Source organism: Novosphingobium sp. BL-52-GroH (genome assembly GCF_044813085.1).
GTDB lineage: Bacteria > Pseudomonadota > Alphaproteobacteria > Sphingomonadales > Sphingomonadaceae > Novosphingobium.
Genome location: NZ_CP171151.1, coordinates 444,820 through 470,010, shown reverse-complemented (window position 1 = coordinate 470,010; position 25,191 = coordinate 444,820). Strand labels below are relative to the sequence as shown.

Sequence of the window (25,191 nt, the reverse complement as noted above, 5' to 3'; positions counted from 1 at the left end):
GCCAGGCGAAGGACCGCTGGCGGCGAAACCCGCCGTTCTTCTGGCAAATTGGGAACGACCGGATCTGGTCGCGTGCCGACGGAAGCGGAACGCCGCGCCGTGGGACAAACTCGCCGTTCACGTTCATGGTCGAGAATGGCAAGGTTCATATCCAACACCCGCCATTCCCGGAGTTCCCAACGATCGGTCGCTGGTCTGAACCGCGCCGGGATTGCCGGAGGCCAGTTTTGTTAATTAGGCAGCCAGTGGGACGTCGTCCAGCATGGCATAGTAGTGTTGCTCGGCTTCGACTGGTGGAATGCTTCCGATCGGCTCGTCGATGAAATGCGGCGTCAGCTGATCGTCATCCCGGGTGCCAGTGTCGTCGAGCGGATGGCCGGTGAGGCGGCGATACGGTCTATAACGTTCTGAGGCATGCGCTGATCGTTTGTCTGACCTGCCGGCGTCGTTGAGCAGGGTCGTCGTTTCCGGGGAATGCTTCCTGCCGAATGCGCCGGACCAGAGAGCGGAGCGCCGCCCTATCTGGTCGCCGTTGTGCGCCGATGGCGGCAAGAAGCGCAGGATAAAACCAGCGCAGGGCCATTACTTGCCATCCCGTTCAAGCGTCTCCGAACCCAGATTTTTATTTCGGGACGTGAGCCACAAAAAGAGTGCGCCGAACAGCCCATATGCTGCGCACAGCCTGACAAAACCGCTGTGGGTCAGGCCGCTCAGCGAAACGATTGCCAGTAGCCCGAGAACAAGAAACGCAGCCCAATTGCTGTGGTGCAAGCGATTCGCCACACCTGACGCAAGGCAGCACATCAAGGCGACAGCCAGAAGGCTGCCGAAAACGGCACCAATGGCCTCAACCATTCCGGCAATCACGAACATGGGTCGTCCTTTCCAGCCTGACCCCGCTTAAGCTGCCATCCGGCAGCATCCTGCCCCCGAACATTTTATATCGTATCACGACATAAATATCAAGTGCCAGCTGTCGTCCTGGTTCCGCCGACATGCCGGGTCCGCTGCGTTTCCTCGACTCGAATCCTGTGTCGTGCCTTGAGCAAATCTTGGCGCGAGAGAATGCCGACAACCTTGCGACTATCGGGATCGACGATTGGGATGCGGCCGATGCCGGATTGAACGATAAGGTCGGCCACAATGCCGCTGGGGCTGTCGGGAAAGGCGGTAGGCTGTGAGGCATCAGAGAGGCTTTCGGCAAGGAGCGTCTCCTGATCACAACCCTCCACTTCCCATCGCAATACGTCGCTGCGTGAGACAAGCCCGACCAAGCGCCCGCTCTTATCAATGACGGGATAGCTGCGATGGCGAGCTTCCTTCTCGAAGAACCGGATGACCTCGCGTATCGGCATATCGCCAGCAAGCGTCTCCGGTTCAGCGGTCATCAAATCTCTCACCTGCAACAGATCCAATGCATCGACACTATATTCCTGGAGGATATGCCGCCCACGCCGCGCGATCTTCTCCGTCAGGATCGAACGGCGCATCAACAGGACGCTGATCGCGTAGGCTGAGACCGCGGCCGCGATACAGAACGGCAGCGCAGCGAACTGCCCGGTCAGCTCGGCCGCAAACAACGCGCCGGTTATAGGCGCGCGCATTGCGCCGCTCATGATGCCAGCCATGCCTATCATGGCCCAAAAACCCGGGTCTCCGGGCAGGAACTGTCCTATGAGGCAACCCAGCGCCCCGCCCAGGATCAAAAGCGGCGCTAGTACGCCGCCTGACGTTCCTGACCCCAACGCGATCAGCCAAACGAGCCCCTTCACCACCAGAAGCATGATGATGGCGCGCATTCCCAGGCTATCGCCCAGCAAGGCATGGATATTGCCGTAGCCCGCGCCCAACACTTGAGGCTCGACCAAGCCGCCTAGCCCGACCGCGATCGAACCCAATGCAGGCCACCACATCCAATGCAGTGGCAGATGATGGAACCCGTCCTCGATCCAATAGAGTGCCTTTGAAAGCAAGGTCGCTTGCAAGCCAAGAAGCAGGCCGATACCCAATGCATACGCCAGCGACCATGATCCGGTTGGAAGCGCGAGATGGGCCGCGAACATCGGACCATTGCCAATGAGCAGCGGTCGCCATGTGAAGGAAACGAGGACCGCAAGGACGACCGGCACGAAGCTGCGCGGCTTCCACTCGAACAACAGCACCTCGATCGCCAGCAATATGGCGGCGAGAGGTGTGCCGAATATCGCAGTCATTCCCGCCGCTGCGCCGGCAACGAGCAATGTCTTGCGCTCTGCTGCGCTCAGGTGGAAGCATTGCGCAAATAGAGAACCAATTGCCCCCCCCGTCATGATGATCGGTCCTTCAGCGCCGAAGGGGCCGCCGCTCCCGATGGAAATCGCGGACGATACGGGTTTGAGAATTGCCACCTTCATCGACAGTCGGCTTTCACCGAATAATATCGTCTCGATCGCTTCGGGTATCCCGTGTCCGCGAATCTTTTCCGAGCCGAAGCGCGCCATCAGTCCGACAATCACGCTGCCAATCATCGGGATGACAAGGACAGCCATCCCGAGGGCATTGTCCGCCATGTCAACTTCCGCGAACGACAGGCGGCCGAACCAGAACAGGTTCGTCGCCAGCGCGATCAGCTTCAGGAGCACCCATGCACTTGCTGCGCCACCACTCCCAACGAACAGTGCCATGGCGGCCAACATGATCATGCGCCGATCCGCGCTATGGTCGCCCAGCCTGACAGCCTCGGCAGAACAGGAGGCTTCCCGAATCATACAAAATCCCTCTTTGAAGAAGTAGCTTGGGGCAGTTATATCGCATTGCGATATATTTCAACACGGAGGTGCTATGGAAACGAAAGAAGCAGAGTTGGATGATGCCGATTATGCCGCGCTGGCGGATTTGCGGTTTGCCTTGCGGAAATTTCAGGCTTTCAGCGACGAACGGGCAACGCAAGAGGGCCTAACGCCCCAACAGCATCAGGCCCTTCTGGCGCTACGCGCTGCCCCCATTGATGATGCTACAGTCGGATTCGTTGCACGGCGCTTGCTGTTGAAGCCGCATAGCGCAACGGGCTTGATTGATCGGTTAGAGAAGCAGGGATACGTAACCAGACATTCGAACGACGATGACCGGCGCCGTGCCCAATTGCGGCTGACGCCCCAAGCTTCTGAGATTTTGTCGAAACTCTCGAGCGCCCACAGGGACGAAATTCGGCGGCTCGGCCCCCTGCTCACGGAAATGTTGGCCCGCTTCGTTTGAAATGTGAGATGTCAACCGAATGGCGGCGGACGTCGAGAACCCGTGCGGTCCTGTCGCCGGCCGGGGACGCTAAAGCCGAACTCGCGCGCTCAAGCGGGTCGCTTCTACCTCGGCTTGGGGCCATTATTCTTACCAGGAAGGACGTGAAACGCCCCGAATACACAATCACAATCCGGCTCGCCAAGCATCACCAAGATGGGGCGGTGACGACGGGCCGGATCTTTGAAAGTCAGTCAGCCGATGCAATCGGCAAGCTCTTTTTAAGCCGCTAAGAGTTCGTCAGCGGGCCCGAAGAACTCATAGTGGATGCGGCTCGATGGAACGCCTGCGAGCGAGAGAGCGGAAACCGCGTGGCGCAAGAACGGGCGCGGACCGCAGATGTAATAGTCGGCATCGGCAACCAGTGTGTTGGATACGAGCCATGCGTCGGTAATGATCCCGGCGACGTCGTAATCCTGCCCGGCGATCTCGCCCGCGATCGGCGTCTGGTGGAAGTCGACAACGTTGACGTTTGCGGTCTTCGCCGCCAGCGCACGGACATGATCGCGCATTGCGTGCGTGCTTCGATCGTGCGTGCCGTGGACATAGTGAATAGGCACGTCGCTGCCGCCCGCGACCAAGGCTTCGAGCATCGCCACCATCGGCGTCAAGCCAACGCCGCCCGACAGCAGCACGATGGGGCGATCCGGGGCGCCGTCCAAAAAAAACTCCCCTGCGGGCGCCGCCACCTTGAGGATGGTGCCTGGCTTCGCGTTGTCGTGAAGCCAACCCGAGACGAGCCCGTGGGGCTCGCGCTTGACTGAGATGCGATAGCTTTCGCCGTTGGATGCCGATGAAATCGAATAATTGCGTTTGATCGACGGATGGCCGGGGATCTCGATCCAGAAGGTCAGATATTGGCCGGGCTTGTGTGTCATCACCGGCCCCCCATCGGCGGGACGCAGAACGAACGACGTGATGACGCTGCTTTCCGGGATGACCTTCTCGATCCGGAAGTCTCGCCACCCGTTCCAGCCCCCCGTAGCGTGCTGTTGGTCGTGATAGATGCGATCTTCGCGTGCGATCAGGATGTTGGCGAGGAACCAGTAGGCTTCGCCCCAAGCCGCGAGAATTTCTTCGGTTGCGGCGTCGCCGAGGACCGCCTTGATCGCGCCAAGCAGGGCGTCGGCGACATAGGGATAATGCTCGCGGAGGATCTGAAGCCCGACATGCTTCTGCGCGATGCGCTCCACCGCCGGCGCCAGTGCGCCGAGATTATCGATGTTGCTGGCATAGGCGAGGATCGCCGCAGTCAGCGCGCGGGGCTGCGAGCCGGCGTCGCCGTGGTGCGACTGGTTGAACAGGTCGCGGATTGCCGGATTCTCGAACATGCGCCCATACATTTCGCGCACGATGTCGAGGCCGTGCGCCTCGAGCGCGGGAACGGTGGCTTTGACGAGCGCGATGGTCTCGTCGCTGAGTGTCTGCGACATCAACGTCTCCTGTAGCTAAGAATTTGCGGGAGCGGGAAGGACGGTTCAGCCATCCGGCGGCTGATCGTAGAAATCGACCTGCATCCTGACCTTGCCTAGCGGTGTTACGAAATGGGTTTGCTCGGGCTCGACGACGCCGGGATTGCCGGGGCTAAGAATCTTTTCGGAGGCGGGCTCGGCATAGGTGAGATTAAGTTCGCCCTCGATTGCGCGGATAAGACCCCAGACCCCCGCTTTGGTTTGGTGGAAGCCGCGCAAGGCTGCAGGGATGCTGGTCTCGTCGAAAACAGGTGCCGAGCGGTAGGGAGTCGGCGCGGTCATGACAGTTGCCCCACCGCGCTCGCAGTCGTCTTGTGGCTTCCTGCGGCAACCGACATCGCCGGTCCGTCCAATCGGAAGAACATCGCCAGTTGCAAGCTTTCGGCGATACGCGCCGCTTTGGCCTGCAACGCTGCTGCGGCGGCGGGCGGCATCAGGGCATTGGTCGTTTCCGTCCAAAGTGCGAGCCAACGATTGAAGAGGGCCGGAGTGATCCGGCCGCTGTGCTTCATATGCGCCGGGACTGGCTGGCCTTTGTAACGACCCGTTGTCAGCATAACCGAGGACCAGAAGGCCGCCAGTTTATTTAGGTGGTTCGGCCAATTGTCTATCGCGTCGTTAAAGATCGGCCCCAGGTCGGCATCGTCGCGGACACGAGCATAGAAGGCATGCACAAGCTGCCCCAGCTTCTCTTCATTGATCTGCGCCACTGTGTCCACGACTCAGGCTCCAATCATGTATTCCTTATGCATCTATCGCTGTGCGTTGAAATATGCAATCTAAATGCATATTATCTGAGTGAGCCATGAAGCGGGCTACCCGGAGCGTATGAAACTGACCCTGTTCACCGACTATTCGATGCGTGTGCTGCTCTATCTCGGCGCGCGCGACCAAAGGCTGTGCTCGATTGGTGAGGTTGCGAAAGCCTATGGGATCTCGCAAAACCATCTGATGAAGGTTGTCAACGAGTTGGTCCGCAGCGGCTATATCGAAAGCGTGCGCGGCCGCTTTGGTGGCATCCGGCTCGGCAAGCCGCCCAATGCGATTAACCTCGGTACGCTTGTGCGGCATACCGAAGAGGGGTTCGATTTGGTCGATTGCGGAAGCTGTGTCATCGCCCCGGCTTGCGGCTTGACCGGAGTATTAAAGGAAGCCTTGGGTGCCTTCCTTGGTGTTCTAGACAGCTACACACTTGCTGATCTGCTCGCCCGGCAACCGGGTTTTGCTGCGATGTTTCCACTCGTGTCTGAGCCGGCAGAACACAGAGCCAAAATCTGAAAACTATTGCTCCACTGCTTCGCTTCGCCGCATCCCCGGATCCGTCCTGCCAATGCGTTTGTGTGCGAGGTTGCAGATTGATGTGGGAGCTTGCGCTTTGGCCCGCGTACCTGCTGACCAGGATCTGTTTCGAAAAGGGTCAAAGGCATCGGCCATGCCGAACTGCGTGTTTCGGAAAGTCCCCAGACATCGATTCCGGTAAGTCGCGGACAGTGATTTCGGAAAGGCCCGGACAGTTTACGCGGCGCGGAGGCGCGCCGGTGCCGCTGTTTCATGCGATCGGCGCCCAGGGGCAGTTCCCGATGGATGCGATGACTGATTGCTCGGTTATGAACGCATCGAGCTTGGCCGGTGAAAGATAGAGTGTTACGTTTGATTGATGACCGGATCGATCATCGAGCGAGCGGCACGAGCGCTCGCGCAGTCAGCTAGCGGGCATGATGACTGGGATTCCCTGGACCCCAAGCATCAAGAAGCGATCGAGCGTGATGTGCGCGCAGTATTCCATGCCATCCGCGAACCCACCGACGCAATGGCACTCGCGGGCGGCGAGGTAATCCGCAACATCGCCCTTGTCGAAACCGCGGTGGACCGTCGAGGCGACGCTGCGAGCACTTGGCGCTTCATGGTCGCTGCCGCAATGGACGAGCGATGAGGCGGTCCCTGATCCGAAATTGAAGTGGGGGCCTGACCGTAACGACCGCATAATTGGCGGAAGGTACGCCCGTTATTGCCTGCTGGGAGGAACAGACGTGAAAGCAATCCACGATAGCATCATAGGCCCTTTCACGATCGAGGAGGATATCGCGCTCTATGGTACCATCACTGGTGCCGCGACCTTGCGCAGCGGTTTTCGGCTCATTCTCCACGGAACGATTGCTGGCAGCCTAACCGTGGAACGAGGATCCCGGGCAATTATCCATGGCACCGTCGCTGGACGCATCTTCAATGACGGAGGCCGCGTGGAGCTTTTCGGCATGGCGGATGGTGTCGCCAATAGCTCGGCGGATGCGGTTACGGTCATCGACGCATGCGCCCATGTCAGAGGGCGGGCATAAGTGATGATCTGATCCCGGAAACTGGATCGCTTTGAGTTAGAGTTTTTCGCCGTAAACTCCCTTGGCTGGGAGGAGCGAAGGACGATGAAGGCATCGAGATTCTCAGACGCGCAGAAGGCGTTCATTCTGAAGCAGGGAGCCGAAGGCATTCCCGTGGCAGACATCTGCCGCAGGGCCGGGATCAGCCAGGCGACCTACTTCAACTGGAAGAAGAAATACGACGGCATGCTGCCGCCGGACATGCGCCGGTTGAAGCAGCTCGAGGACGAGAACACGAAGCTGCGCAAGCTCGTGGCGGACCTCTCGCTCGACAAGGAGATGCTGCAGGATGTCATCCGCCGAAAACTGTGAGGCCTGCTCGTAAACGCGAGCTGGCCGGTGGTGGCGTTGTAATTGTTGTCGGTCTCGTCACGGCGGATCATCTGGCCGTCGCCGTTGGTGCGGAACACGATGCTGCGCGGCCGCCCGTCGCCGATATAGGCGTTGGTCAGCACGCCCTGGCCATCGAGGGTGAAGGTAGTCGTATAGGTCGTGCTCTTCGACGTGTCGGGCTTGTAGGTGATCGCGCTCTGCACCGCGCTGTCCCACCATTGATAGGCATTCACCGTGCTCGAGCTGTTCTGATAGCTGCTGTTCTTGTAGTTGGCGGTCGTCACCGTGCCGACCGCCCCGAGCAGATATTCCCCGGTCCCCGAGAGCGTGTATGTGTAGGTGCTGCTCGTCCCGTAGATCACATTGTCGTAGCGCTTGGTGGTCGTATATTCCGTCAGCAGCGCGCCGTTCGCGGCATAGGTCGCGGTTTTGGAGTAGACCGCACCCGTCACGCCGGACTGATAGTCGCTCTGGGCGGTCTGGCGGCCCATCAGGTCGTAGCCGAAGGTCGAGTTGGTGAAGCCGCCTGTCGTCGGCGCCGCGGGGATCGTGGCGGGCGGCGTCGATACGCCGGTGCCGTAATCATAGTTTTCGGACGCCAGGTCGCCTTGCGTGGTGCGGATCGCGGTGATCCGGCCCGCGCCGTCATAATCGTACATCTCGCGGCTTTCCTGGTAATAGCCGGGGACGTAGATGCCGAAATAATAGGAGTAGGAGCCGGGCATGTAGTCGGTGCGGATCGCCGCGGTCCGCTGCCCCGTCAGGTCATAGACATAGTCGCTGCTCGGCGTCGCGGCGCCATAGCTGTAGGTGCTGGCCCGAACGATCGTCGTGCCCGCCGCGCCTGCTGCTCCGGACAGCACGCCGCGATCGGTGACGAGGCGGTTCATGCTGTCATAGCGATACCAGTAGGTATCGGTAGTGGTCGATGCCACGCCGCCGTTGAGGTTCAGGACGGCGTGGGTGCTGACCGTGCTGCGGACGTTTCCGGCCGCGTCATACGTGTTCGTGATACTCGCTGCCGGCGTATCGGTCGAACCCAGTCGATACGCGACTAACTCTCACTGTGAATTACAGAATTAAGCGAACTCCGCTAATTGCCCCTCAACGCGAGAGACTAATTCTTCAGCCTCACGAAGAGGAAAATCCATCCCCTTGTCATGAAAGAAATGGAACGCCGCGGCATTCGCCATCCTAAGCCCCTTTACGATAGGCGCGCGCAAATCCCGAGCATTGATAATCGCTTGTGGCATGGAAATCTCTACCACAAGACCTTTATCTTTCTTCCCAAAATGGCCCAATCGTGTGCCCTCAAAGTCTGGCTCGCCGAGAGATCCAGCAATAATGAAGATTGGATTGACCCAAGGGGTTGTGCCATCAGCATAATTTCTAGGGCGAAGCTGATTTATTGTCGCGCTAGCCTTATCCAGAGCAGCTCGAATTCTAGAGTTGCGATGCTCTGGGCCGCGATAATGTTCACCCGTTGCAATCATTTGCCTTCCCTGCCCTCTCAAGTCGGCAGCCGAACCCGCGTGTGGAATGTTACCATGCGGTAGCTTGGTCAATTATACAATGCCGATCTCAAATAGTTCTGTATTGTGCTGGATTCGACGTTAATAAACGGACCAGATTTGTTCTCGATTTTCAGTATGCCGTGCTTGGGCGAAGATATACTCAAAACATCATCGTCAAGGCCGGTGCCGTTACCTTCCTTTCCAACACATTCGAAAAATTTTTCCCCGAGCCACATCGTTGAACCGACAGCTTCGATATATCCGTCTCGCATAATCCAGCGACCGGGATTGCTCGACGTGTCTACTATCATTTGGTCAAGAGGAGCGGGAAGGCCATTCGACACCAAGGGAAGCTGGTCAACTGATTTCCCCGCTGCCTCAAATTCAAGGGGATCTGATGCATTCTGCCAGTAATCATACTCCGCATCCGATACCCAAGCCTCAACAAAGCTCGGTTCACTCAGAAATGGCTCCACCCAAACGTCCCAAGACCGAGCCGCTCCGGACTCCTCCTCTTCAATAAGAACAAACCCTTGGTTCAGCGACGGAACGAATCCAGCCTGAACTTTAAGACTGCCTAAAAATACGCTTGCGCCCCAATTTCCTCGATGAATTACGAAATCCTGAAATTCAGATATTGAAAAAATCTTCCCATCCCCCCGCTGGAACTCAAGTGGCATATCAAGGGTCTTCGCGGATTGGGCAATATGGTCGATGATAACTTTAAATTCTATTCCCCGATTTGCATGTATTTCACGAACTTTGTCGCCCGAAAAATTGCGCTCGGTGCCTTCGATCGCGAAGGTTCCTAATACGATTTTGAGCTTTTCTAATCGGGCGTTCATTTGAATTCCTTAATAACGACCGTTACGTTATTATCGCGTCCGAACTGAATCAGCGACCGCGCTGCCGATGCTCCGCCAGGTTGGACTCGAAGATCAAGAATCATGTTTGCACGAGATCCATTGACTGTCGCGCCTCTGCTTCCGAGATCTGCTATGTGATCCTCCATTCGCGTCATCCAGCACGAATGACCTGCCCCCCGGCGGTCCCTCGGTCATAACGAGAGTCTTGCGGTTGAATATTCCGGCACGCTCGCCTGCACAAGCGCGTCGGGCGTGATGCTATCGTCCTGCACGAACGTCCGACGCGCTTGTGCAGGCGTTCGATTTCCCAACGATGAGTGGGGCCGAACATGGTTGTAATCGTAGCGCCAGATGGCCAGCTTCCGACGGGCGTCAGCCAGGCTTTCGAACAGTTCCTCGTTGAGCAGCTCATCGCGCAATGAGCCGTTGAAGCTCTCGATGAAGCCATTCTGCTGGGGCTTTCCGGGGTCGATGTAATGCCACTCGACCTTGTTCTTGCTGGCCCACTGCAGGATCGCCCGGCTCGTAAATTCAGTGCCATAGCACATTGGGAAACGCCGGATCGGGAGCCGCTATGGCCCTGATGAAGACAAGGTCGCGAAGCGGCCGCCGGCTTCATCAGGGCAAGCCATGGCCGGCCAGCATGTGTCTAAAGTGAAGTTGTCGAGACAACACTTTGGAGGCCAACCGACCATGACCAAGCTCATCCCTACGCCTGCCGATGCCGTGCTGGTAGCCATCGATATGTCCAAGAACCGGCAGGAGGTTCTCATCGAGCGACCGGAAGGCGGGCGGCGCCGACGTATGACCGTTATGGCGACCAAGGAGGACTACGACGGCTTTGCCGAACAGCTCGCCGCCATCGGTCGTCCCATCGTCGTTGGATTTGAAGCGACCGGAAATTACCATCGCACGCTGGCGCACAGACTGCTGACCGCAGGGTTCGAGCTGCGCCTCATCTCATCAGTCGCGCTCGCTCGAACCCGCGAAGCGCTCCATAATGGCTGGGACAAGAACGATTCCAAGGACGCGCAGGTGATCCTCCACATGCTGCGGATCGGCGCCACACAGCGCTACGTCGATCCGCTCGCCGCTGGGATCAACGACCTTCAAGAGCTGTCCAAGACCCACGAGGTCGTCTCCAGAATGAAGACGCAAACCTGGCATCGCATCTTGACCCATTACCTCCCCCTGTATTTTCCCGAGATGGCGCGCTTCGCCGGCAACAGTCGGTCGGATTGGTTCCTGGCGATGATCGAACGGTTCCCGACCCCAGCCAGCATCACCTCGCTTGATCGGGAAGAATTCTCTGCCGCGGTATGGCCTCTGATCGGGCGCAAGGTCTCCAAAGCCCGTTTGATCAACGATGTGTATGAGACCGCCCGCAGTTCTGCGGCGTTGCCGGTGCCCGAGGACTCGATCGCGATCACCATGTTTCGCATGGTCATCGCGCAAGGTCGCAGCCTCATACACCAGCGCGACGAGATCGAACGGCTCGCCCATGCCCGGCTTGCCGAGCATGTGGATTACCGGCTGCTGCGCAATATTCCTGGCATCGGTCCGATCAACGCCCTGACGATCCTGGCTGAGGCAGGCGACCTTCGCCGCTTCAACCATCATCGCCAGTTCCTCAAGTTCTGCGGCCTCGATCTTGCAACTTGCCAGTCCGGCACGTTTCGCGGTCGCACGAAGCTATCCAAGTACGGCAATGCGCGATTGCGTCGTACATTCTGGATGGCAGCTCAGGTCGCCGCGCGTCAGCGCGACAACAGCTTCCGCGACAAGCTCGGACGATACACTGCCGGGCACGCGGACGATGCCGATCGCCGCCGCAAGGCGATGACGGCGCTCACCGCCAAGATGGCGCGCGTGGCTCACGCCGTCGTCAAGACGGGGACAGAGTACCGGCCGTTCGTCGAACGGCCGGGTGCCAGGTGGAAGGACCCCTCTCTGCAAGTGCCGTGAGGGCGCGAAAGCGACCCTGTAGATAATGTTCGGGCCTTCCACCTGGGTGCGTATCTCATTCTAAGGACGGTGAGGACCACGGTGGCTTCGGCGCCGCTGGATCCTGTGTTTGCTATGGCAGAGAGCGATCCCGTTGACGGTGGAAGCCATCTGGCTCAGAATGCATGCCGTGCCGATCATTGTCGGCGCATAGAGACCTGCTGGCCAAATCTCGCCGTTGCTTCCCTACCCAGGACGTTGTCACTGACGATGCAAGCAGGTTTCCCATGCAGGCGAACAAGCGCATCCAGTTCGCGCGCCACTCGAGCCCCCGAGATGCTGGTGTCCGCCGCCAGGCATAGGTTCTCCCGGCAGCAATCATCGTTGATCGCCAGAATCCTGAACTTGCGCGACGCGCCAAATGTATCGGCGACAAAGTCCATCGACCAGCGGTCACCAGGACATAGTGCTCCCGGCACCGGCGTCCGGCTGCCTCGGGCGCGCTTGCGGCCGCGGCGTCGGCGTACAGACAAGCCTTCTTCCCGATATAGCCGGTAGAGCTTCTTGTGGTTCATGCTCATGCCCTTGCGTTCCAGCATGACGCCGATCCGGCGATAGCCGAACCGACGGCGCTGCCCTGCGATCTCCCGCATGGCTTCGCGGATGGCTCCGTGGTCCGACGGGCGTTCGCGCCTGACCGTCTTGGGATCGACGCCAATCAGCACGCAGGCCCGACGCTGTGAGACTTGGTAGTCCCGCATCACACCGAGCGCCACGTCGCGCCGCTGGCCTGGCGTCGTCAGCCTTTTCCCAGCAGGTCTTTCAGGATCGCGTTGTCCAGCATGCTGTCGGCCAGGAGCCGCTTCAACTTGCCGTTCTCGTCCTCCAACTGCCGCAACCGATGGGCATCGGAAACCTCCATGCCGCCGTACTTCGCCTTCAGCTTGTAAAAGGTCGCCGTGCTCAGGCCGTGCTTCCGGCAAACCTCGACCGTTGGAAGCCCTGCCTCCTGTTCCTTGATCATCCCGATGATCTGCGCCTCGGTGAAACGGCTCTTCCTCATGCGTCTGCTCCTTCCTCGTGGGCAGACTCTACATCAGAATGAGGGACCTTTCGGGGGGCAGGTCAGCGCACAGTGCCCCCTGATCCGCCCCGCCTGCCGGTGCAGATTTGACGCGATAATCGCCGCATTTCCGGTAAGACCGTATGTCCGTCTGCGCGCCTTGAGTGGCTCGCCCTACACTGCGCATCCGAGGGTTCCTCGGACGGGCCGAGTCGATCCTCATCACAGGAGGACGAGCCGTGGATCATTCTACAGAAGTCTTCGTCGGTATCGATGTCGCAAAAGCACGGAATGCCGTCGCTGTGGCGGATGGGGAGCGCGGAGGCGAGGTGCGCTATCTGGGTGAGCTGGCTGCTACCCCCGAAGCGATGCGGCGAATGGTGCAGCGCCTCGCAAGCCGGCATCAGCAATTGCATTTCTGCTATGAGGCGGGACCGACTGGCTACGGGCTATACAGGCAGATTACATCGATGGGCTATCCATGCACGGTGATCGCACCTTCACTGATACCCAAACGCGCCGGGGACAGAGTGAAAACGAACCGGCGCGACGCCATTGAACTGGCGAAGCTGCTGCGCGCTGGGGAACTTACGGCAGTCTGGGTGCCGGATGAAGCCCATGAAGCGATCCGCGATCTGATACGTGCCCGCACCGCAGCAGTTGAGATTTTACGCGTACATCGCCAGCAGGTCAGCGCATTGCTTCTGAAGCACGGGACGAGCTACCCGGGCAAGAAAACATGGGGCGCACGGCACCTCAAATGGCTGCAAGAGCAACGGTTTGACCACCCTGCGCATCAGATCGCGCTTCAGGAAATGGTTGATGCCGTGCGCGTCGCCAAGGAGCGTGTGGCTCGCCTTGAGCACGCAATCGAGGAGTTTCTCTCCCAGTGGGAATTGGAGCCGGTCGTGCGCGCCTTGCAAGCGCTGCGGGGCGTCGATCTCATCGTGGCGATCACCTTCGTCACCGAGATCGGTGACATGCGGCGTTTCGACAATCCCCGGCAGCTCATGGCCTACATCGGGCTGGTGCCAAGCGAGCGCTCAACCGGTGATACGGTGAGACGAGGAGGCATAACCAAGGCCGGCAATACCCGGATGCGCCAGTTGTTGGTCGAGAGCGCCTGGAGCTATCGCTATGCCCCCAAGGTTGGAGCGAGGAAGCTCTACCTGCTGGAGAAAACGACGCCTGCCGTCCGTGAAATCGCTTGGAAAGCCCAGAGCCGCCTCTCCGCGCGATACCGCGCCCTCACGGCCAAGGGCAAGAAGAGCACTGTTGTGTGTACTGCGGTCGCAAGGGAACTGGTTGGCTTCATGTGGGCAGCAGCCCGCGAAGCCCAACCAGCCTGACATCTGCCACCGACCCCGCGTACCGGCGGGGGTGGGATCATCGGCAGGGGAACATCCGACGGACGTTTTGTGGCCGGCCTAGCCGACGCCCGCAGTAAGAACGGATCAGCCCCGGACGCATACTCGGAACTGCGGTATCCAATCCGCGCATCAGAGCTTGATCACCGACGGTCTAACGATCCCACCTCCACCTGTACGCGGCCACATTCAGCCGCCACAACCCGTGGCCCAATCCTCGCGTCTACCGAGTTGACAACGGACATCAGAGCGTCCGGCCTTGGTCGTGTTGCCAGGTTGATGCGCCACCGCGATGAGCCAGCCTTACGCAGTGTCCATTCGCACTGCGTAAGGAGAGTGCGTTGGATAGGGTCGAGATCATCACCGGGGTGGAGCGCCGCCGCCGGTATTCAGACGAGGAGCGCGCGGCGGTTCTGGCGATGTGCGATGAGCCCAAGGCCACGATCGTGGGCGTGGCTAAACGATTGGGGATGTCGCCGGGGCTGATCCATGGCTGGCGAAGGATGCGCCGGGAGGCAGAGAAGCTCTCAGGCGAACCGCTGCAATTCATTGCCTATGGCTCGGTTGCTGAGCCGTCAGGCCAAGCGCTTGCCCCTACGCCGATGGCGCCACCGCCAGCGCCGCCCCAGCCCGCTACTATCGAAGAACTGACCCGTCCGCATCCGGGCAATCGCCCCGGTGCAATCGACATCGATCTGCCCAGCGGCATCCGTCTGTCCGTGGACAGCTACGTCAACGAGAAAGCCCTGGCGCGGGTATTGCGCGCCTTGCGGGATGTCGCATGATCTCGCTGGCGCCGGGCACCAAGGTCTATCTGGCGAGCAAGCCGGTCAGCATGCGGCTCGGGTTCGACGGGCTTGCCGCGCTGGTGCGACCTTTGTTTGCGGTCGAGCCCTACGGCGGTCATATGTTCCTATTTCGCAGCAAGAGTGGCAATTATCTGAAGGCGCTGCACTGGGATGGCAGCGGGCTTTGCCTGTTCGCAAAGCGTTTGGAACGCAGCCGTTTCGTGTGGCCCCCGCTCATCGAGGGCGGCGTTGTGCTGACCCCGGCCCAGTTCGCCTTGCTGATCGAGGCGATGGATTGGCGGCGCACGGTGGCGCCCGAACCAACGCGCACACCGGCCCAACTTTGACGCGATAATTGGCCCAATTCCGGGCTTTTTGCTTGGGCGAAGAGGCAGATTCTGCTAGCGGGAAGCGTGTCTCCCGACGATCTCGAACCGCCTTCTGATCCAGCAGAATTGCGCGTTTTTGCGGCCGCGATGCTGGCCCGCGCTATGGCGTCAGAACAGGCGCTGGCCGCCGAACGCACCGCCCATGACGAGACCCGCGAGAAGCTAGAGGTGGCGCAAAACTCTATTAAGCTGACAGCCCTGCAGATCGAGAAGTTAAAGGTCCAACTGGCCCGGCTTAGGCGCATGAAGTTTGGCCAGTCTTCTGAGCGTCTAGCCGAAGAAGCCGATCAGCTTGACCTCTCGCTGGAAGACCTTGAGGCCGAACATGCCCATGCCGAGTGCGTGGTCGAAGGCCGCGTGCCCGATGATGCGCCGACGATGGCCGCCCTACGCAAGCCGCGCCGTGCGCCGCTGCCCGACCATCTCCCCCGCGACGAGGTCATACACGCCGCGCCCGATGCCGGTGGCTGCTCGGGCTGTGGAGGCGCGATGGGCAAACTCGGCGAAGATGTGACCGAGGTGCTGGAATATGTCCCGGGCCGCTTTCGCATCACCCGCCATGTGCGCCCCAAGCTATCCTGCAATCGCTGTGATGCCATCAGTCAGGCACCGGCCCCGGGGCTTCCAGTGCCGCGTGGCCGCGCTGGCCCCGGCCTGCTGGCGCATGTCATCGTCTCGAAGTTTGCCGATCACCTGCCTTTGTATCGCCAGTCGCAGATCTATGCCCGCGAAGGCGTGGAGATCAGCCGCTCAACGATGGCCGACTGGCTGGGACAGGCAAGCTGGCTGCTGCAACCACAGGTCGACAGGATCGCCGATCACGTGATGGCCAGCGTCAAACTCCACGCTGACGATACGCCTGTTCCCGTGCTGGCGCCGGGGACCGGGAAGACCGCCACCGGCAGGCTGTGGGTCTATTTGCGCGACAACCGACGATGGGACGCACCGGACAGACCGGCGGCGCTGTTTCGCTATAGCCCCGATCGCAAGGGCGAGCGGCCACGTGAGCACCTCAAGACATTCGCGGGTTTCCTGCAGGCAGATGCCTATGCCGGTTTCGAGCGGCTTTACGCGCCTGACCGCGAGCCGGGGCGGATCACGCCTGTCGCCTGCTGGGCGCACGCACGGCGCAAGCTGCATGACGTCTACAAGTCCGACGAGCATTCCGTGGCGCGCCAGGGGCTGGACATGATCCGCGACCTCTACGCCATCGAGCGCCAGATCACCGATGTGTCAGCGGCGCAACGGCGGCAGGCGCGCGAAGCCTCCAAAGCCAAGGCGCTGGAGTTCTTCGCATGGGCAGAGGATGTTCTGGCAAGGGCCTCGGCCCGCTCACCGTTGGCAGAGGCGCTGCGCTATGCCGTGAAGCTCAAGCCCCAACTGCTCACCTACACCCAAGATGGCAGGCTGGAAATTGACAACAACCCGGCGGAGAATGCCCTGCGGGGGATATGTCTGGGCCGCAAAAATTGGCTGTTTGCCGGTGCCGACTGCGGCGGTGAGCGCGCTGCGGCGATGTATTCGCTGCTGGAAACCGCCAAGCTCAATGGTGTCAATCCACAGGAGTGGCTGGCCAACGTCCTCGACCGCATCGGCAAAGGGCATCCCATCAACCGGATCGACGAACTGCTGCCGTGGAATTGGGCTTAGCCCTTCTACTGCTTGCCCCGACAGATCGCTGTTGAGTTTCTTGTTGCAGTAACCGATGATTCCGCTCGTGTCGATTTGACGGGGGAATGCCAGTGGACCTTGAAGCTGTTTGGAAGATTCGGGAGGAAGAAACTTATCCAGCTCTGTTTGGTCCCGTAAGTCGAGGTATCTTTCCCCTTACTCAAGATCTGTTCACGAACCAATTTAACCAGACTGATATTGACCCAAGATGGCTATTTTACGGCGTTTTCGAGTTTGCACCTACGACCGAGCGCCCGTCCTGGCTCTATGTGACATCGGGCTACTCCAATCCGTGGGATCAAGATCCTGCTGAATATGATCCGGCAGGAGAGTCTGGTGCCGGAGTAGAATTCACATTCTCCGTGTCGGAACAGGGTGATTGGGCGATCCAAACCTTACAGCGAATGCTCGCATTTGACCTTCTTCTTGGCGCAGGTCGCTTCCCAGGGGGTGATCGGATGTCTCTGCACGATCGCATTCCACTGCGTGCCCCAATCAACGGCCAGCCAAATTGCCAGGTGCGAAATCTCATGCTTGTCGAACGGGAGGATGGACCGCAGGAGTTTCCTCTTCCGTCAGGGGAAGTCATTCTCGTTGGCTTCACTGGGATAACCGATGCCGAGCTGGCATTCGCAAAGGAGCACGGTTCGCCGGCCCTGATCGAAAAATTACGGACTGCCAGCTACCATCCAGTCACAGATCCAAACCGCAATTCGTTGGTTCTTTAGCGTTTAGTAGAGCCTTTCCGAGCCCAGCACCGGACGCTCTGATGTCCGTTGTCAACTCGGTAGACGCGAGGATTGGGCCACGGGTTGTGGCGGCTGAATGTGGCCGCGTACAGGTGGAGGTGGGATCGTTAGACCGTCGGTGATCAAGCTCTGATGCGCGGATTGGATACCGCAGTTCCGAGTATGCGTCCGGGGCTGATCCGTTCTTACTGCGGGCGTCGGCTAGGCCGGCCACAAAACGTCCGTCGGATGTTCCCCTGCCGATGATCCCACCCCCGCCGGTACGCGGGGTCGGTGGCAGATGTCAGGCTGGTTGGGCTTCGCGGGCTGCTGCCCACATGAAGCCAACCAGTTCCCTTGCGACCGCAGTACACACAACAGTGCTCTTCTTGCCCTTGGCCGTGAGGGCGCGGTATCGCGCGGAGAGGCGGCTCTGGGCTTTCCAAGCGATTTCACGGACGGCAGGCGTCGTTTTCTCCAGCAGGTAGAGCTTCCTCGCTCCAACCTTGGGGGCATAGCGATAGCTCCAGGCGCTCTCGACCAACAACTGGCGCATCCGGGTATTGCCGGCCTTGGTTATGCCTCCTCGTCTCACCGTATCACCGGTTGAGCGCTCGCTTGGCACCAGCCCGATGTAGGCCATGAGCTGCCGGGGATTGTCGAAACGCCGCATGTCACCGATCTCGGTGACGAAGGTGATCGCCACGATGAGATCGACGCCCCGCAGCGCTTGCAAGGCGCGCACGACCGGCTCCAATTCCCACTGGGGGAGAAACTCCTCGATTGCGTGCTCAAGGCGAGCCACACGCTCCTTGGCGACGCGCACGGCATCAACCATTTCCTGAAGCGCGATCTGATGCGCAGGGTGGTCAAACCGTTGCTCTTGCAGCCATTTGAGGTGCCGTGCGCCCCATGTTTTCTTGCCCGGATAGCTCGTCCCGTGCTTCAGAAGCAATGCGCTGACCTGCTGGCGATGTACGCGTAAAATCTCAACTGCTGCGGTGCGGGCACGTATCAGATCGCGGATCGCTTCATGGGCTTCATCCGGCACCCAGACTGCCGTAAGTTCCCCAGCGCGCAGCAGCTTCGCCAGTTCAATGGCGTCGCGCCGGTTCGTTTTCACTCTGTCCCCGGCGCGTTTGGGTATCAGTGAAGGTGCGATCACCGTGCATGGATAGCCCATCGATGTAATCTGCCTGTATAGCCCGTAGCCAGTCGGTCCCGCCTCATAGCAGAAATGCAATTGCTGATGCCGGCTTGCGAGGCGCTGCACCATTCGCCGCATCGCTTCGGGGGTAGCAGCCAGCTCACCCAGATAGCGCACCTCGCCTCCGCGCTCCCCATCCGCCACAGCGACGGCATTCCGTGCTTTTGCGACATCGATACCGACGAAGACTTCTGTAGAATGTTCCACGGCTCGTCCTCCTGTGATGAGGATCGACTCGGCCCGTCCGAGGAACCCTCGGATGCGCAGTGTAGGGCGAGCCACTCAAGGCGCGCAGACGGACATACGGTCTTACGGACAATCCAGCTTTTCATTGTTCTGTTTCCGTACCTGAAAATGGAAGCGAGCCAGCGTGTGAGCGGCCGGTCGCTAAAAGATCGAGCCCGGTCGCGGCGTCGGCGAAGCGCAGCAGCGCGATGAGGAAGATGGCTTTCCAGCAATTGCGCCGAAACCGGGCGAGTGGTTCGTTGGGGACCGGCACTGTTCAAGCCCCCTTCGCCCGTGTGAGAGCAACCTGCAGAAGCGGCGCCAGAGCGCGCCTTTCCTCCAGCGCGAGGCAGCGTCCGATCTCTACCCGCCTTTCCCCGGCGCGCAGGATCAGGCGCAGGTCAGTCGGGCTGCGCTGCTCGGTGACAAGGCGCAGCCAGGTCATTGGCAAAGAAACGGCCTCATCGGAGCCGATACGCACCCTCGCGCAGTCAGCATCCATCTCGAGGGTTTCCGATGCGGGCGTGGATTTTGCATGATGCTCGAGCGCGAATGTCAGCGCCGCCAGGGCGCCCAGCGCATAGGCGGGAACCAGCCATTGCCCCCGCGCTGCGGTCAGCAGGGTGACTGCGATGAACAGCACCGCCAGCATTGTGAAAACAACACGCGCGCCTTGAGGGAGGTATGAGCGGTTTTCCTGCATATGCAGGACTACAGGCAGCGCAGGAAGACGATGTAATTGCGGTGTATCAGGCGCGCGAGAGCGGCCCGCACCGATCCGGTCAAGGTGCCATGGCCGCTGCGCAGAGCGGTCGAGAAATTCGTACATGTGAATACTCCGGCAGGACCGGCGCGTGCGGAGGAAACGCGCATGCGCCGGTAAATCCGACAGACGGGTTCAGGTCGTCAGGTCAGTGCCGGTGGGCCGCGCAAAGGCGGCTTGAGGTAGGGTGTGCGCAGGGGGTGGACGGGTCGGACGGGACCGACGCCGAGGGCGATAATGAAGGCCAGCGCCATCGCCAGCAGAACGACGTCCGCCCCGCCCAGCGATGCCATCGAAAGAGCGCCGTAAGGGCACTCACCCTTGGCGGACTTGCCGGGAAAATCATCCCCGCCGGTCTTGTTGGGCAAAACGATCTGGCGAGTCACGTCACCTGCGCTGGCGTCGTGACAGACGAGTACGGTGATCGTGTTGTTCTGCGTGCCGAGCATGAACCCTGTCGGCACCAGCACCTTCAGGCACAGCGCCATCGCGACCAGCGCGAAAGCCAGCCTGTGATGATGCGTGAAGAGCGAGTGCAGCCGATTCATCTTGATACGGGTCTAGGTCGTCGACACGTACTTGTCACGCCGCACAGGCGGAACAGTGCGAAGCACTTTCATCGCTTGCCTTTCTCCAGAAGCCCGCGTGACTTCATCCACCATGTGAACTGATCGAACCAATGATCACTGGTGCTGCCTTTGGGCTGAAGGTCGAACCCGTGACCGCCATGCTCGTAGACGTGAAGCTCGGCAGGTACGCCTGCCTTGCGCCACGCCGCGTAGAGTTGCACGGCATCGTCAGGCATATAAGGATCATCTGTCGCCGCCGCGATGAAGGCAGGTGAAGCGCCGCTAGGAACCGGCGTGCGCAGGCCGCCATAGAACAGCCCGACGAATGCTGGCCGACCTGCCTTCTCACCTATCGCCAGGTCGGCGGCGAGGAAGGCACCGGAGGAAAAGCCGATCATGCCGATCCGCTCGGGATCGATGCCCCATTCCTTTGCGCGGCTGCGGACGATCGCCATCGCGCGGGTGCCATCCTCCACAGCGTCGGGCTCCCCGGCAAAAGGCGGCACTTCTGCCGGCTGACCGCTCTTCGCGCGCGCCATGATAGCCTCCATCTCCCTGATGTGGACTTCAGGCATGTGCATGGCATCGTCGGGGCTGCGGATCGTGCGATACTTGAGCACCAGCGCCGTCACGCCGAGCGCGGTAAACCGGCGGGCGACGTCTGTGCCTCCGGCTGCATAGCCCAGCCCTACGAAACCGCCGCCCGGCGCGATGATCACCACCGTACCGTTCGCCAAGCGGGGCGCGGGACGAAACAGTTCGAGCGTGGGATCGCTGACGTTGAAGATCATCGTCTCCCCCGTCTCTGCCAAGGTGTCGCGGCTTTCCGGGACGCCAAGCGGCGTTACGGTCCCCCTGGCGTAGAGGGGAATGATCTGCCCGTCGCTTGCCGGGGCCTGCGCATATGCAGTCCCGGGTGCCAGCGTGAGAGCCCATGCCATGGCGCAAAGCTGGGCCAGCAGAGGTCGCATAATCAGATCCTCGCCTTCAGCGTGACGTAGGCCGAACGCGGCTGATTGGGCGAAACCACCGGGTAGCCCATGTAGGAATGCGGGTCCCACGCCTTGCGTCCGCCAAGGTTCACCACTGACAGTCCAAGGGTAAAGCGGCCGATGTCATAGGCCGCCTGCGCATCGATCACGGCATAGCCGGGCACCGCGATCGTATTCGGCAGTGTCAGTTCACGTTTGGTGAAGGCGGTCAGCCCCGCACCGAACGACAGCCCCTGCGCCGCGCCATGCAGCACGCGATACCGCGCCGCTATGCGGCCACTGTTCTTTGGTACACGCGCCATGCGCTCACCCGGCGCGACGCCATTGTCGCGCGTATCGGTATGGGCGTAGTTGGCCAGCAGTGAAAAGGCCGGGTTTGGTTCCCACACGATATCGGCTTCGATGCCCCGCGCGCGCTGGCTGCCGCTTTGGATATGATGCTGTTGAAAAAGTTGGTCTTGCGCTCGCGGTGAGCGTCTGATTCAGCATCTGGATGCTGAAGGATGCCAAGCGATGATGGGCGAGCGCCGAGTGGCGCAGGAGGCCTTGTTCTACGACTTCAGCCTGGATCGGCACGTCCCTGCCGATCATCTGCTTCGGGCGATCGACCGGTTCGTGGACTTGTCGGCCATGCGTGAGCACCTGCGGGGTTTCTACAGCGCGATCGGTCGCCCCTCGATCGACCCTGAGCTGATGCTGCGGATGCTGATCGTGGGGTACTGCTTCGGCATCAGGTCGGAGCGCCGGCTGTGCGAGGAGGTACATCTCAATCTGGCTTACCGCTGGTTCTGCCGCCTGGATCTCGAGGGCGACGTGCCGGATCACTCGACCTTCTCGAAGAACCGCCATGGCCGGTTTCGCGAGAGTGATCTGTTCCGCCAGCTGTTCGAAGCCACCGTGCGGCGCTGCATCGAAGAAGGACTGGTCGGAGGCGACGGCTTCGCTGTCGATGCCAGCTTGATCCGGGCCGAAGCCAATCGGCAAATCTATGTCGAGGGCACGCAGGGCCTGCCCGCCGATCAGCCAAGGCGGGCCGTTGAGGAGTACCTCGCCGTTCTCGATGATGCAGTCTTCGGCGGGGCAACTCCGGTCGAGCCCAAGCGCGTCTCGCCTGTCGATCCAGCGGCCCGCTATACTGCGGCGCACGGCGGGCGCGCCGATTTCTGCTACTCCACCAACTACCTGATCGACGTCGACAACGCGGTGATCGTGGATGTCGAGGCGAGTACGGCGGTGCGCCAGGCGGAGGTTACCGCCGCCAAGCGGATGATCGAGCGGGCGGCAGACCACCATGGCCTATGGCCGCGCAAGCTGATCGGCGACACCGGCTACGGCTCTGCCGGCATGCTCGCCTGGCTCGTGCACGAGCGTGGCATCGAGCCGCACGTGCCCGTCTTCGACAAGTCTGCCAGGAGCGATGGTGCTTTCGAGCGCAGCGACTTCACGTTCGATCACGAGGATGACAGCTACACCTGCCCGGCCGGCAAGCGCCTGCGTCCACGCAACCGCAACTTTGCCTCGCCACGACCAGAGGCCGACAAGGACGGCTTCATCCGCTACCGAGCCCGGCAGCAGGACTGCAGCGGTTGCGCTCTCAAGCCGCGATGCACGCCCATCCTGCCGTCTCGCAAGGTGACCCGGTCGATCCACGAAGGCGCACGCGATCTGGCTCGGACCCTGTCGCAAGAAGACGAATGGGTCGCCTCGCGCCGCGAGCGCAAGAAGGTCGAGATGCTGTTTGCTCACCTGAAGCGGATTATGCGGCTCGACCGGCTGCGATTACGCGGACCAAACGGTGCTCGGGATGAATTCCACCTCGCTGCCGCCGCCCAGAACCTGCGCAAGCTCGCCAAGATCAGCCTCGCCGGGCAGCCGGCGATGACATGAGGTCCGGCATCTGCGCTGGTCCGCTTCAATCAGCAACAACCGCATCGACCAAAAAACGACTTTTTCAACGGCATCGATATAAAAGCCGACGTTGGCGGGATCGGATACGACGACGTTGTCATGCGTCTGCCGGAACGCCGCGATCGTGCCTGACAGGCCGGTTCCGGGCAGCGCCAGCTTTACCCCGGCCTCGATGTTGCTGGAGGTTTCCGGCTTGGCTGCCTGCGTGCCGATGAACCCGAAAGGTGCCCGGAATGCCGTCGCATAGCCCGCGAAGACCGAGACGCCCGCTACCACATCGAACGTCGCGCCCACGCGCGGCGAAACCCGGGTGTAAGTCTTGTCGTTGGCCACGCCGATGTTGCTGTTCTCGATGAACTTCAGCGACGTGATCCGCAGGCCGCCTGTCAGGTGCAGATTGCCGTAGGTCGCCTGATCCTGGACATAGGCGGCAAATGTCTCGAAGCGATCGTCGGTGTAGCTGTTGACTGGTATCTGCGGCGTATAGCTCAGGTCATAGGCGGGATCGGAGAGGTCGATCGTGCCTGATGGGCTGTCGCTGACGAACAGGCCCATCGCGCTGTAGAAGCTCGTCCAATCGTAGTTTGCCCCGACCAGCAGGTTATGCGTCCCGCCGAGCATGTCGACTTTCGCGGCAAGGTTGGCGTCCAGAGTAGCTTCCCTGGCGCGGTTGACCATCGTGATCGGGAACACGTCATAAAGGGGTGTGATGTCCGGCCCAGCGAGGCCAGGGTAGACGAAGCTGCCGCTTTCATCCACGTCGCTGTCGTAATAGCGCGCGGTGACGGTCAGCTTGACCCGATCCGAGAAGGCGTGGCGCAAGGTGGCCGTGCCCATATTGTTCTCGTTCTGCGTCCTGGGCTGATCGATCGGCGAGCCGGGGAAGGCGTTGCGATCAAGCGTGCCGGCAAGCGCGGCATCAGCAGGCAGGCCCGAGTATTCAAGGCTGCTGCGGCGGTTGAACTGGCCTTGTAAGAGCAGGTCGGTATTGGCATCGATCTGGAATGCAAGGCTGGGCTGTATGGACCAGCGCGTGCCTTTCACCTTGTCGATCCAGCTGCTGTTGCTCTGGTACTCGCCTGCCAGTCTCGCGGAGATGCTCGAGGTCAGCGGCACGTTGACGTCGCCGTAAGGGTTCCATGTGGAGAAGCTGCCGCCCCGCATGGCCACGTATCCGTCGGCCTCCTGGCCGGGGCGCTCCGTCACGATGTTGATGGTGCCGCCAAGCGGTGTACCGAGGCCGCCGCCATAGAGTGTGGCACTCGGGCCCTTGAGGACCTCGATCCGTTCGACCCCGACAAGTCCGGTCGGGTCGTAGGCCTGCTGGTTTCCGGCAAAGATCGGGAGGCCGTCCAGATAGACCTCGCCGGGGAAGCCGCGAATGATCGGCGGGATGAACAGGTTCTCCTCCGATCGGGTCGGCGTCACACCCGAGACGTTGACCAGCGCATCGCCCAGCGTGCGGCGATCCTGCTCCTGCAGCAACGAACTGGTGATGACCTGTACCGACTGCGGCACCTGTGTCAGCGGGGTATCTGTGCGCGTCGCGGCTGAAGAGCTCGGCGCCGAATAGCTTTCGCGCTTTGCGGTGACCGTGATCTGGCCACCCGCCCAGCTCGCTGGGGCGTCGTCGCCGGGCTCCGCGAAAGCGGGGTTGGCGGAAAGAAGGGACAGGATACAGGCAGCCGAAGCACCTGAGAGAAGGTGAGATCGCATCAGTACGCTTTCGATAAGTCCCGCATGA

The 25,191-nt window shown here is 60.7% G+C and carries 25 protein-coding genes and 4 pseudogenes; 13 read left to right on the top strand and 16 right to left on the bottom strand.

Annotation, left to right across the window (positions count from 1 at the left end):
• Positions 1-276 precede the first annotated feature (276 nt).
• Entirely contained in the window at positions 277-411 is a 135-nt protein-coding gene (locus tag ACFFDA_RS12375) for a hypothetical protein (RefSeq protein WP_404478935.1), read from the top strand.
• Positions 412-582: 171 nt separating this feature from the next.
• Here the strand turns inward: ACFFDA_RS12375 and ACFFDA_RS12370 are convergent, their stop codons facing one another.
• Complete coding sequence (locus ACFFDA_RS12370) at positions 583-873, bottom strand: hypothetical protein (protein ID WP_404478535.1); 291 nt, start codon at positions 871-873, stop codon at positions 583-585.
• Positions 874-962: 89 nt separating this feature from the next.
• The gene (locus tag ACFFDA_RS12365; protein ID WP_404478533.1) at positions 963-2,747 is read right to left on the bottom strand and encodes a chloride channel protein; all 1,785 of its coding nucleotides are present in this window, start codon (positions 2,745-2,747) and stop codon (positions 963-965) included.
• A 73-nt stretch (positions 2,748-2,820) separates the two neighbouring features.
• Between ACFFDA_RS12365 and ACFFDA_RS12360 the strand changes: the two genes are divergently transcribed.
• The gene (locus ACFFDA_RS12360; protein WP_404478934.1) at positions 2,821-3,234 is read left to right on the top strand and encodes a MarR family winged helix-turn-helix transcriptional regulator; all 414 of its coding nucleotides are present in this window, start codon (positions 2,821-2,823) and stop codon (positions 3,232-3,234) included.
• A 260-nt stretch (positions 3,235-3,494) separates the two neighbouring features.
• Here ACFFDA_RS12360 and hmpA read toward each other — a convergent pair whose 3' ends face one another.
• From hmpA to ACFFDA_RS12345, 3 genes are read right to left on the bottom strand one after another with little or no spacing between them, the layout of a single operon-like run.
• Positions 3,495-4,706, bottom strand: a complete 1,212-nt coding sequence (gene hmpA / locus ACFFDA_RS12355; protein ID WP_404478530.1) for an NO-inducible flavohemoprotein — start codon at positions 4,704-4,706, stop codon at positions 3,495-3,497.
• Positions 4,707-4,751: 45 nt separating this feature from the next.
• A complete protein-coding gene (locus ACFFDA_RS12350; RefSeq protein ID WP_404478933.1) occupies positions 4,752-5,027 on the bottom strand; it encodes a DUF1971 domain-containing protein in 276 nt (91 codons plus the stop codon).
• Positions 5,024-5,464, bottom strand: a complete 441-nt coding sequence (locus ACFFDA_RS12345) for a group III truncated hemoglobin (RefSeq protein ID WP_404478528.1) — start codon at positions 5,462-5,464, stop codon at positions 5,024-5,026. Before ACFFDA_RS12345 ends, ACFFDA_RS12350 begins: the two co-directional genes overlap by 4 nt.
• Before the next feature lie 109 nt (positions 5,465-5,573).
• On the opposite strand from ACFFDA_RS12345, the gene ACFFDA_RS12340 reads away from it, so the two are divergent.
• The 4 genes and pseudogenes from ACFFDA_RS12340 to ACFFDA_RS12325 form a co-directional block, all read left to right on the top strand.
• Positions 5,574-6,023 (top strand): Rrf2 family transcriptional regulator, encoded by a 450-nt coding sequence (locus ACFFDA_RS12340; RefSeq protein WP_404478527.1) that lies wholly within the window; start codon positions 5,574-5,576, stop codon positions 6,021-6,023.
• A 379-nt stretch (positions 6,024-6,402) separates the two neighbouring features.
• Entirely contained in the window at positions 6,403-6,678 is a 276-nt protein-coding gene (locus tag ACFFDA_RS12335; protein WP_404478526.1) for a hypothetical protein, read from the top strand.
• A gap of 97 nt (positions 6,679-6,775) precedes the next feature.
• A complete protein-coding gene (locus ACFFDA_RS12330) occupies positions 6,776-7,081 on the top strand; it encodes a hypothetical protein (RefSeq protein ID WP_404478525.1) in 306 nt (101 codons plus the stop codon).
• An 84-nt stretch (positions 7,082-7,165) separates the two neighbouring features.
• Positions 7,166-7,464: pseudogene (locus ACFFDA_RS12325) on the top strand (transposase); the annotation flags it as partial.
• A 1,068-nt stretch (positions 7,465-8,532) separates the two neighbouring features.
• Here ACFFDA_RS12325 and ACFFDA_RS12320 read toward each other — a convergent pair.
• The 3 genes and pseudogenes from ACFFDA_RS12320 to ACFFDA_RS12310 form a co-directional block, all read right to left on the bottom strand.
• Positions 8,533-8,946, bottom strand: a complete 414-nt coding sequence (locus ACFFDA_RS12320; protein WP_404478524.1) for a hypothetical protein — start codon at positions 8,944-8,946, stop codon at positions 8,533-8,535.
• A gap of 68 nt (positions 8,947-9,014) precedes the next feature.
• Positions 9,015-9,812 (bottom strand): hypothetical protein, encoded by a 798-nt coding sequence (locus ACFFDA_RS12315; protein ID WP_404478932.1) that lies wholly within the window; start codon positions 9,810-9,812, stop codon positions 9,015-9,017.
• A gap of 212 nt (positions 9,813-10,024) precedes the next feature.
• Positions 10,025-10,372, bottom strand: a pseudogene (locus tag ACFFDA_RS12310) (integrase core domain-containing protein); the annotation flags it as partial.
• A 154-nt stretch (positions 10,373-10,526) separates the two neighbouring features.
• On the opposite strand from ACFFDA_RS12310, the pseudogene ACFFDA_RS12305 reads away from it, so the two are divergent.
• A pseudogene (locus ACFFDA_RS12305) lies at positions 10,527-11,820 on the top strand (IS110 family transposase).
• Between the two features lie 187 nt (positions 11,821-12,007).
• Here ACFFDA_RS12305 and ACFFDA_RS12300 read toward each other — a convergent pair.
• A pseudogene (locus ACFFDA_RS12300) lies at positions 12,008-12,840 on the bottom strand (transposase); the annotation flags it as partial.
• 239 nt (positions 12,841-13,079) lie between these two features.
• Here ACFFDA_RS12300 and ACFFDA_RS12295 point away from each other — a divergent pair.
• The 5 genes from ACFFDA_RS12295 (at position 13,080) to ACFFDA_RS12275 (ending at position 17,783) form a co-directional block, all read left to right on the top strand.
• A complete protein-coding gene (locus tag ACFFDA_RS12295; RefSeq protein ID WP_404478931.1) occupies positions 13,080-14,189 on the top strand; it encodes an IS110 family transposase in 1,110 nt (369 codons plus the stop codon).
• 359 nt (positions 14,190-14,548) lie between these two features.
• Positions 14,549-14,992, top strand: coding sequence for an IS66-like element accessory protein TnpA (gene tnpA / locus ACFFDA_RS12290; RefSeq protein ID WP_404478930.1), 444 nt, complete (start codon positions 14,549-14,551; stop codon positions 14,990-14,992).
• The gene (gene tnpB / locus ACFFDA_RS12285; RefSeq protein WP_404478929.1) at positions 14,989-15,342 is read left to right on the top strand and encodes an IS66 family insertion sequence element accessory protein TnpB; all 354 of its coding nucleotides are present in this window, start codon (positions 14,989-14,991) and stop codon (positions 15,340-15,342) included. Before tnpA ends, tnpB begins: the two co-directional genes overlap by 4 nt.
• Before the next feature lie 66 nt (positions 15,343-15,408).
• Positions 15,409-17,034: an IS66 family transposase gene (gene tnpC, locus ACFFDA_RS12280; RefSeq protein WP_404478928.1), complete on the top strand. Its 1,626-nt coding sequence runs from the start codon at positions 15,409-15,411 to the stop codon at positions 17,032-17,034.
• Between the two features lie 92 nt (positions 17,035-17,126).
• The gene (locus tag ACFFDA_RS12275; RefSeq protein ID WP_404478927.1) at positions 17,127-17,783 is read left to right on the top strand and encodes a suppressor of fused domain protein; all 657 of its coding nucleotides are present in this window, start codon (positions 17,127-17,129) and stop codon (positions 17,781-17,783) included.
• Positions 17,784-18,087: 304 nt separating this feature from the next.
• Here ACFFDA_RS12275 and ACFFDA_RS12270 read toward each other — a convergent pair whose 3' ends face one another.
• The 6 genes from ACFFDA_RS12270 to ACFFDA_RS12245 form a co-directional block, all read right to left on the bottom strand.
• Positions 18,088-19,197, bottom strand: a complete 1,110-nt coding sequence (locus ACFFDA_RS12270) for an IS110 family transposase (protein WP_404478926.1) — start codon at positions 19,195-19,197, stop codon at positions 18,088-18,090.
• A 121-nt stretch (positions 19,198-19,318) separates the two neighbouring features.
• Complete coding sequence (locus ACFFDA_RS12265; RefSeq protein ID WP_404478925.1) at positions 19,319-19,489, bottom strand: hypothetical protein; 171 nt, start codon at positions 19,487-19,489, stop codon at positions 19,319-19,321.
• A gap of 3 nt (positions 19,490-19,492) precedes the next feature.
• Positions 19,493-20,044: a DUF2244 domain-containing protein gene (locus tag ACFFDA_RS12260; protein WP_404478924.1), complete on the bottom strand. Its 552-nt coding sequence runs from the start codon at positions 20,042-20,044 to the stop codon at positions 19,493-19,495.
• 77 nt (positions 20,045-20,121) lie between these two features.
• Complete coding sequence (locus ACFFDA_RS12255; RefSeq protein WP_404478923.1) at positions 20,122-20,526, bottom strand: hypothetical protein; 405 nt, start codon at positions 20,524-20,526, stop codon at positions 20,122-20,124.
• A 68-nt stretch (positions 20,527-20,594) separates the two neighbouring features.
• Complete coding sequence (locus ACFFDA_RS12250; RefSeq protein WP_404478922.1) at positions 20,595-21,518, bottom strand: alpha/beta hydrolase; 924 nt, start codon at positions 21,516-21,518, stop codon at positions 20,595-20,597.
• A gap of 2 nt (positions 21,519-21,520) precedes the next feature.
• Positions 21,521-22,021 (bottom strand): TonB-dependent receptor domain-containing protein, encoded by a 501-nt coding sequence (locus tag ACFFDA_RS12245; RefSeq protein WP_404479254.1) that lies wholly within the window; start codon positions 22,019-22,021, stop codon positions 21,521-21,523.
• 31 nt (positions 22,022-22,052) lie between these two features.
• On the opposite strand from ACFFDA_RS12245, the gene ACFFDA_RS12240 reads away from it, so the two are divergent.
• Positions 22,053-23,426: a transposase gene (locus ACFFDA_RS12240; protein ID WP_404478921.1), complete on the top strand. Its 1,374-nt coding sequence runs from the start codon at positions 22,053-22,055 to the stop codon at positions 23,424-23,426.
• Here ACFFDA_RS12240 and ACFFDA_RS12235 read toward each other — a convergent pair.
• Positions 23,319-25,163: a TonB-dependent siderophore receptor gene (locus tag ACFFDA_RS12235; protein WP_404478920.1), complete on the bottom strand. Its 1,845-nt coding sequence runs from the start codon at positions 25,161-25,163 to the stop codon at positions 23,319-23,321. The two genes, ACFFDA_RS12240 and ACFFDA_RS12235, sit on opposite strands and share 108 nt — an antisense overlap.
• Positions 25,164-25,191 lie beyond the last annotated feature (28 nt).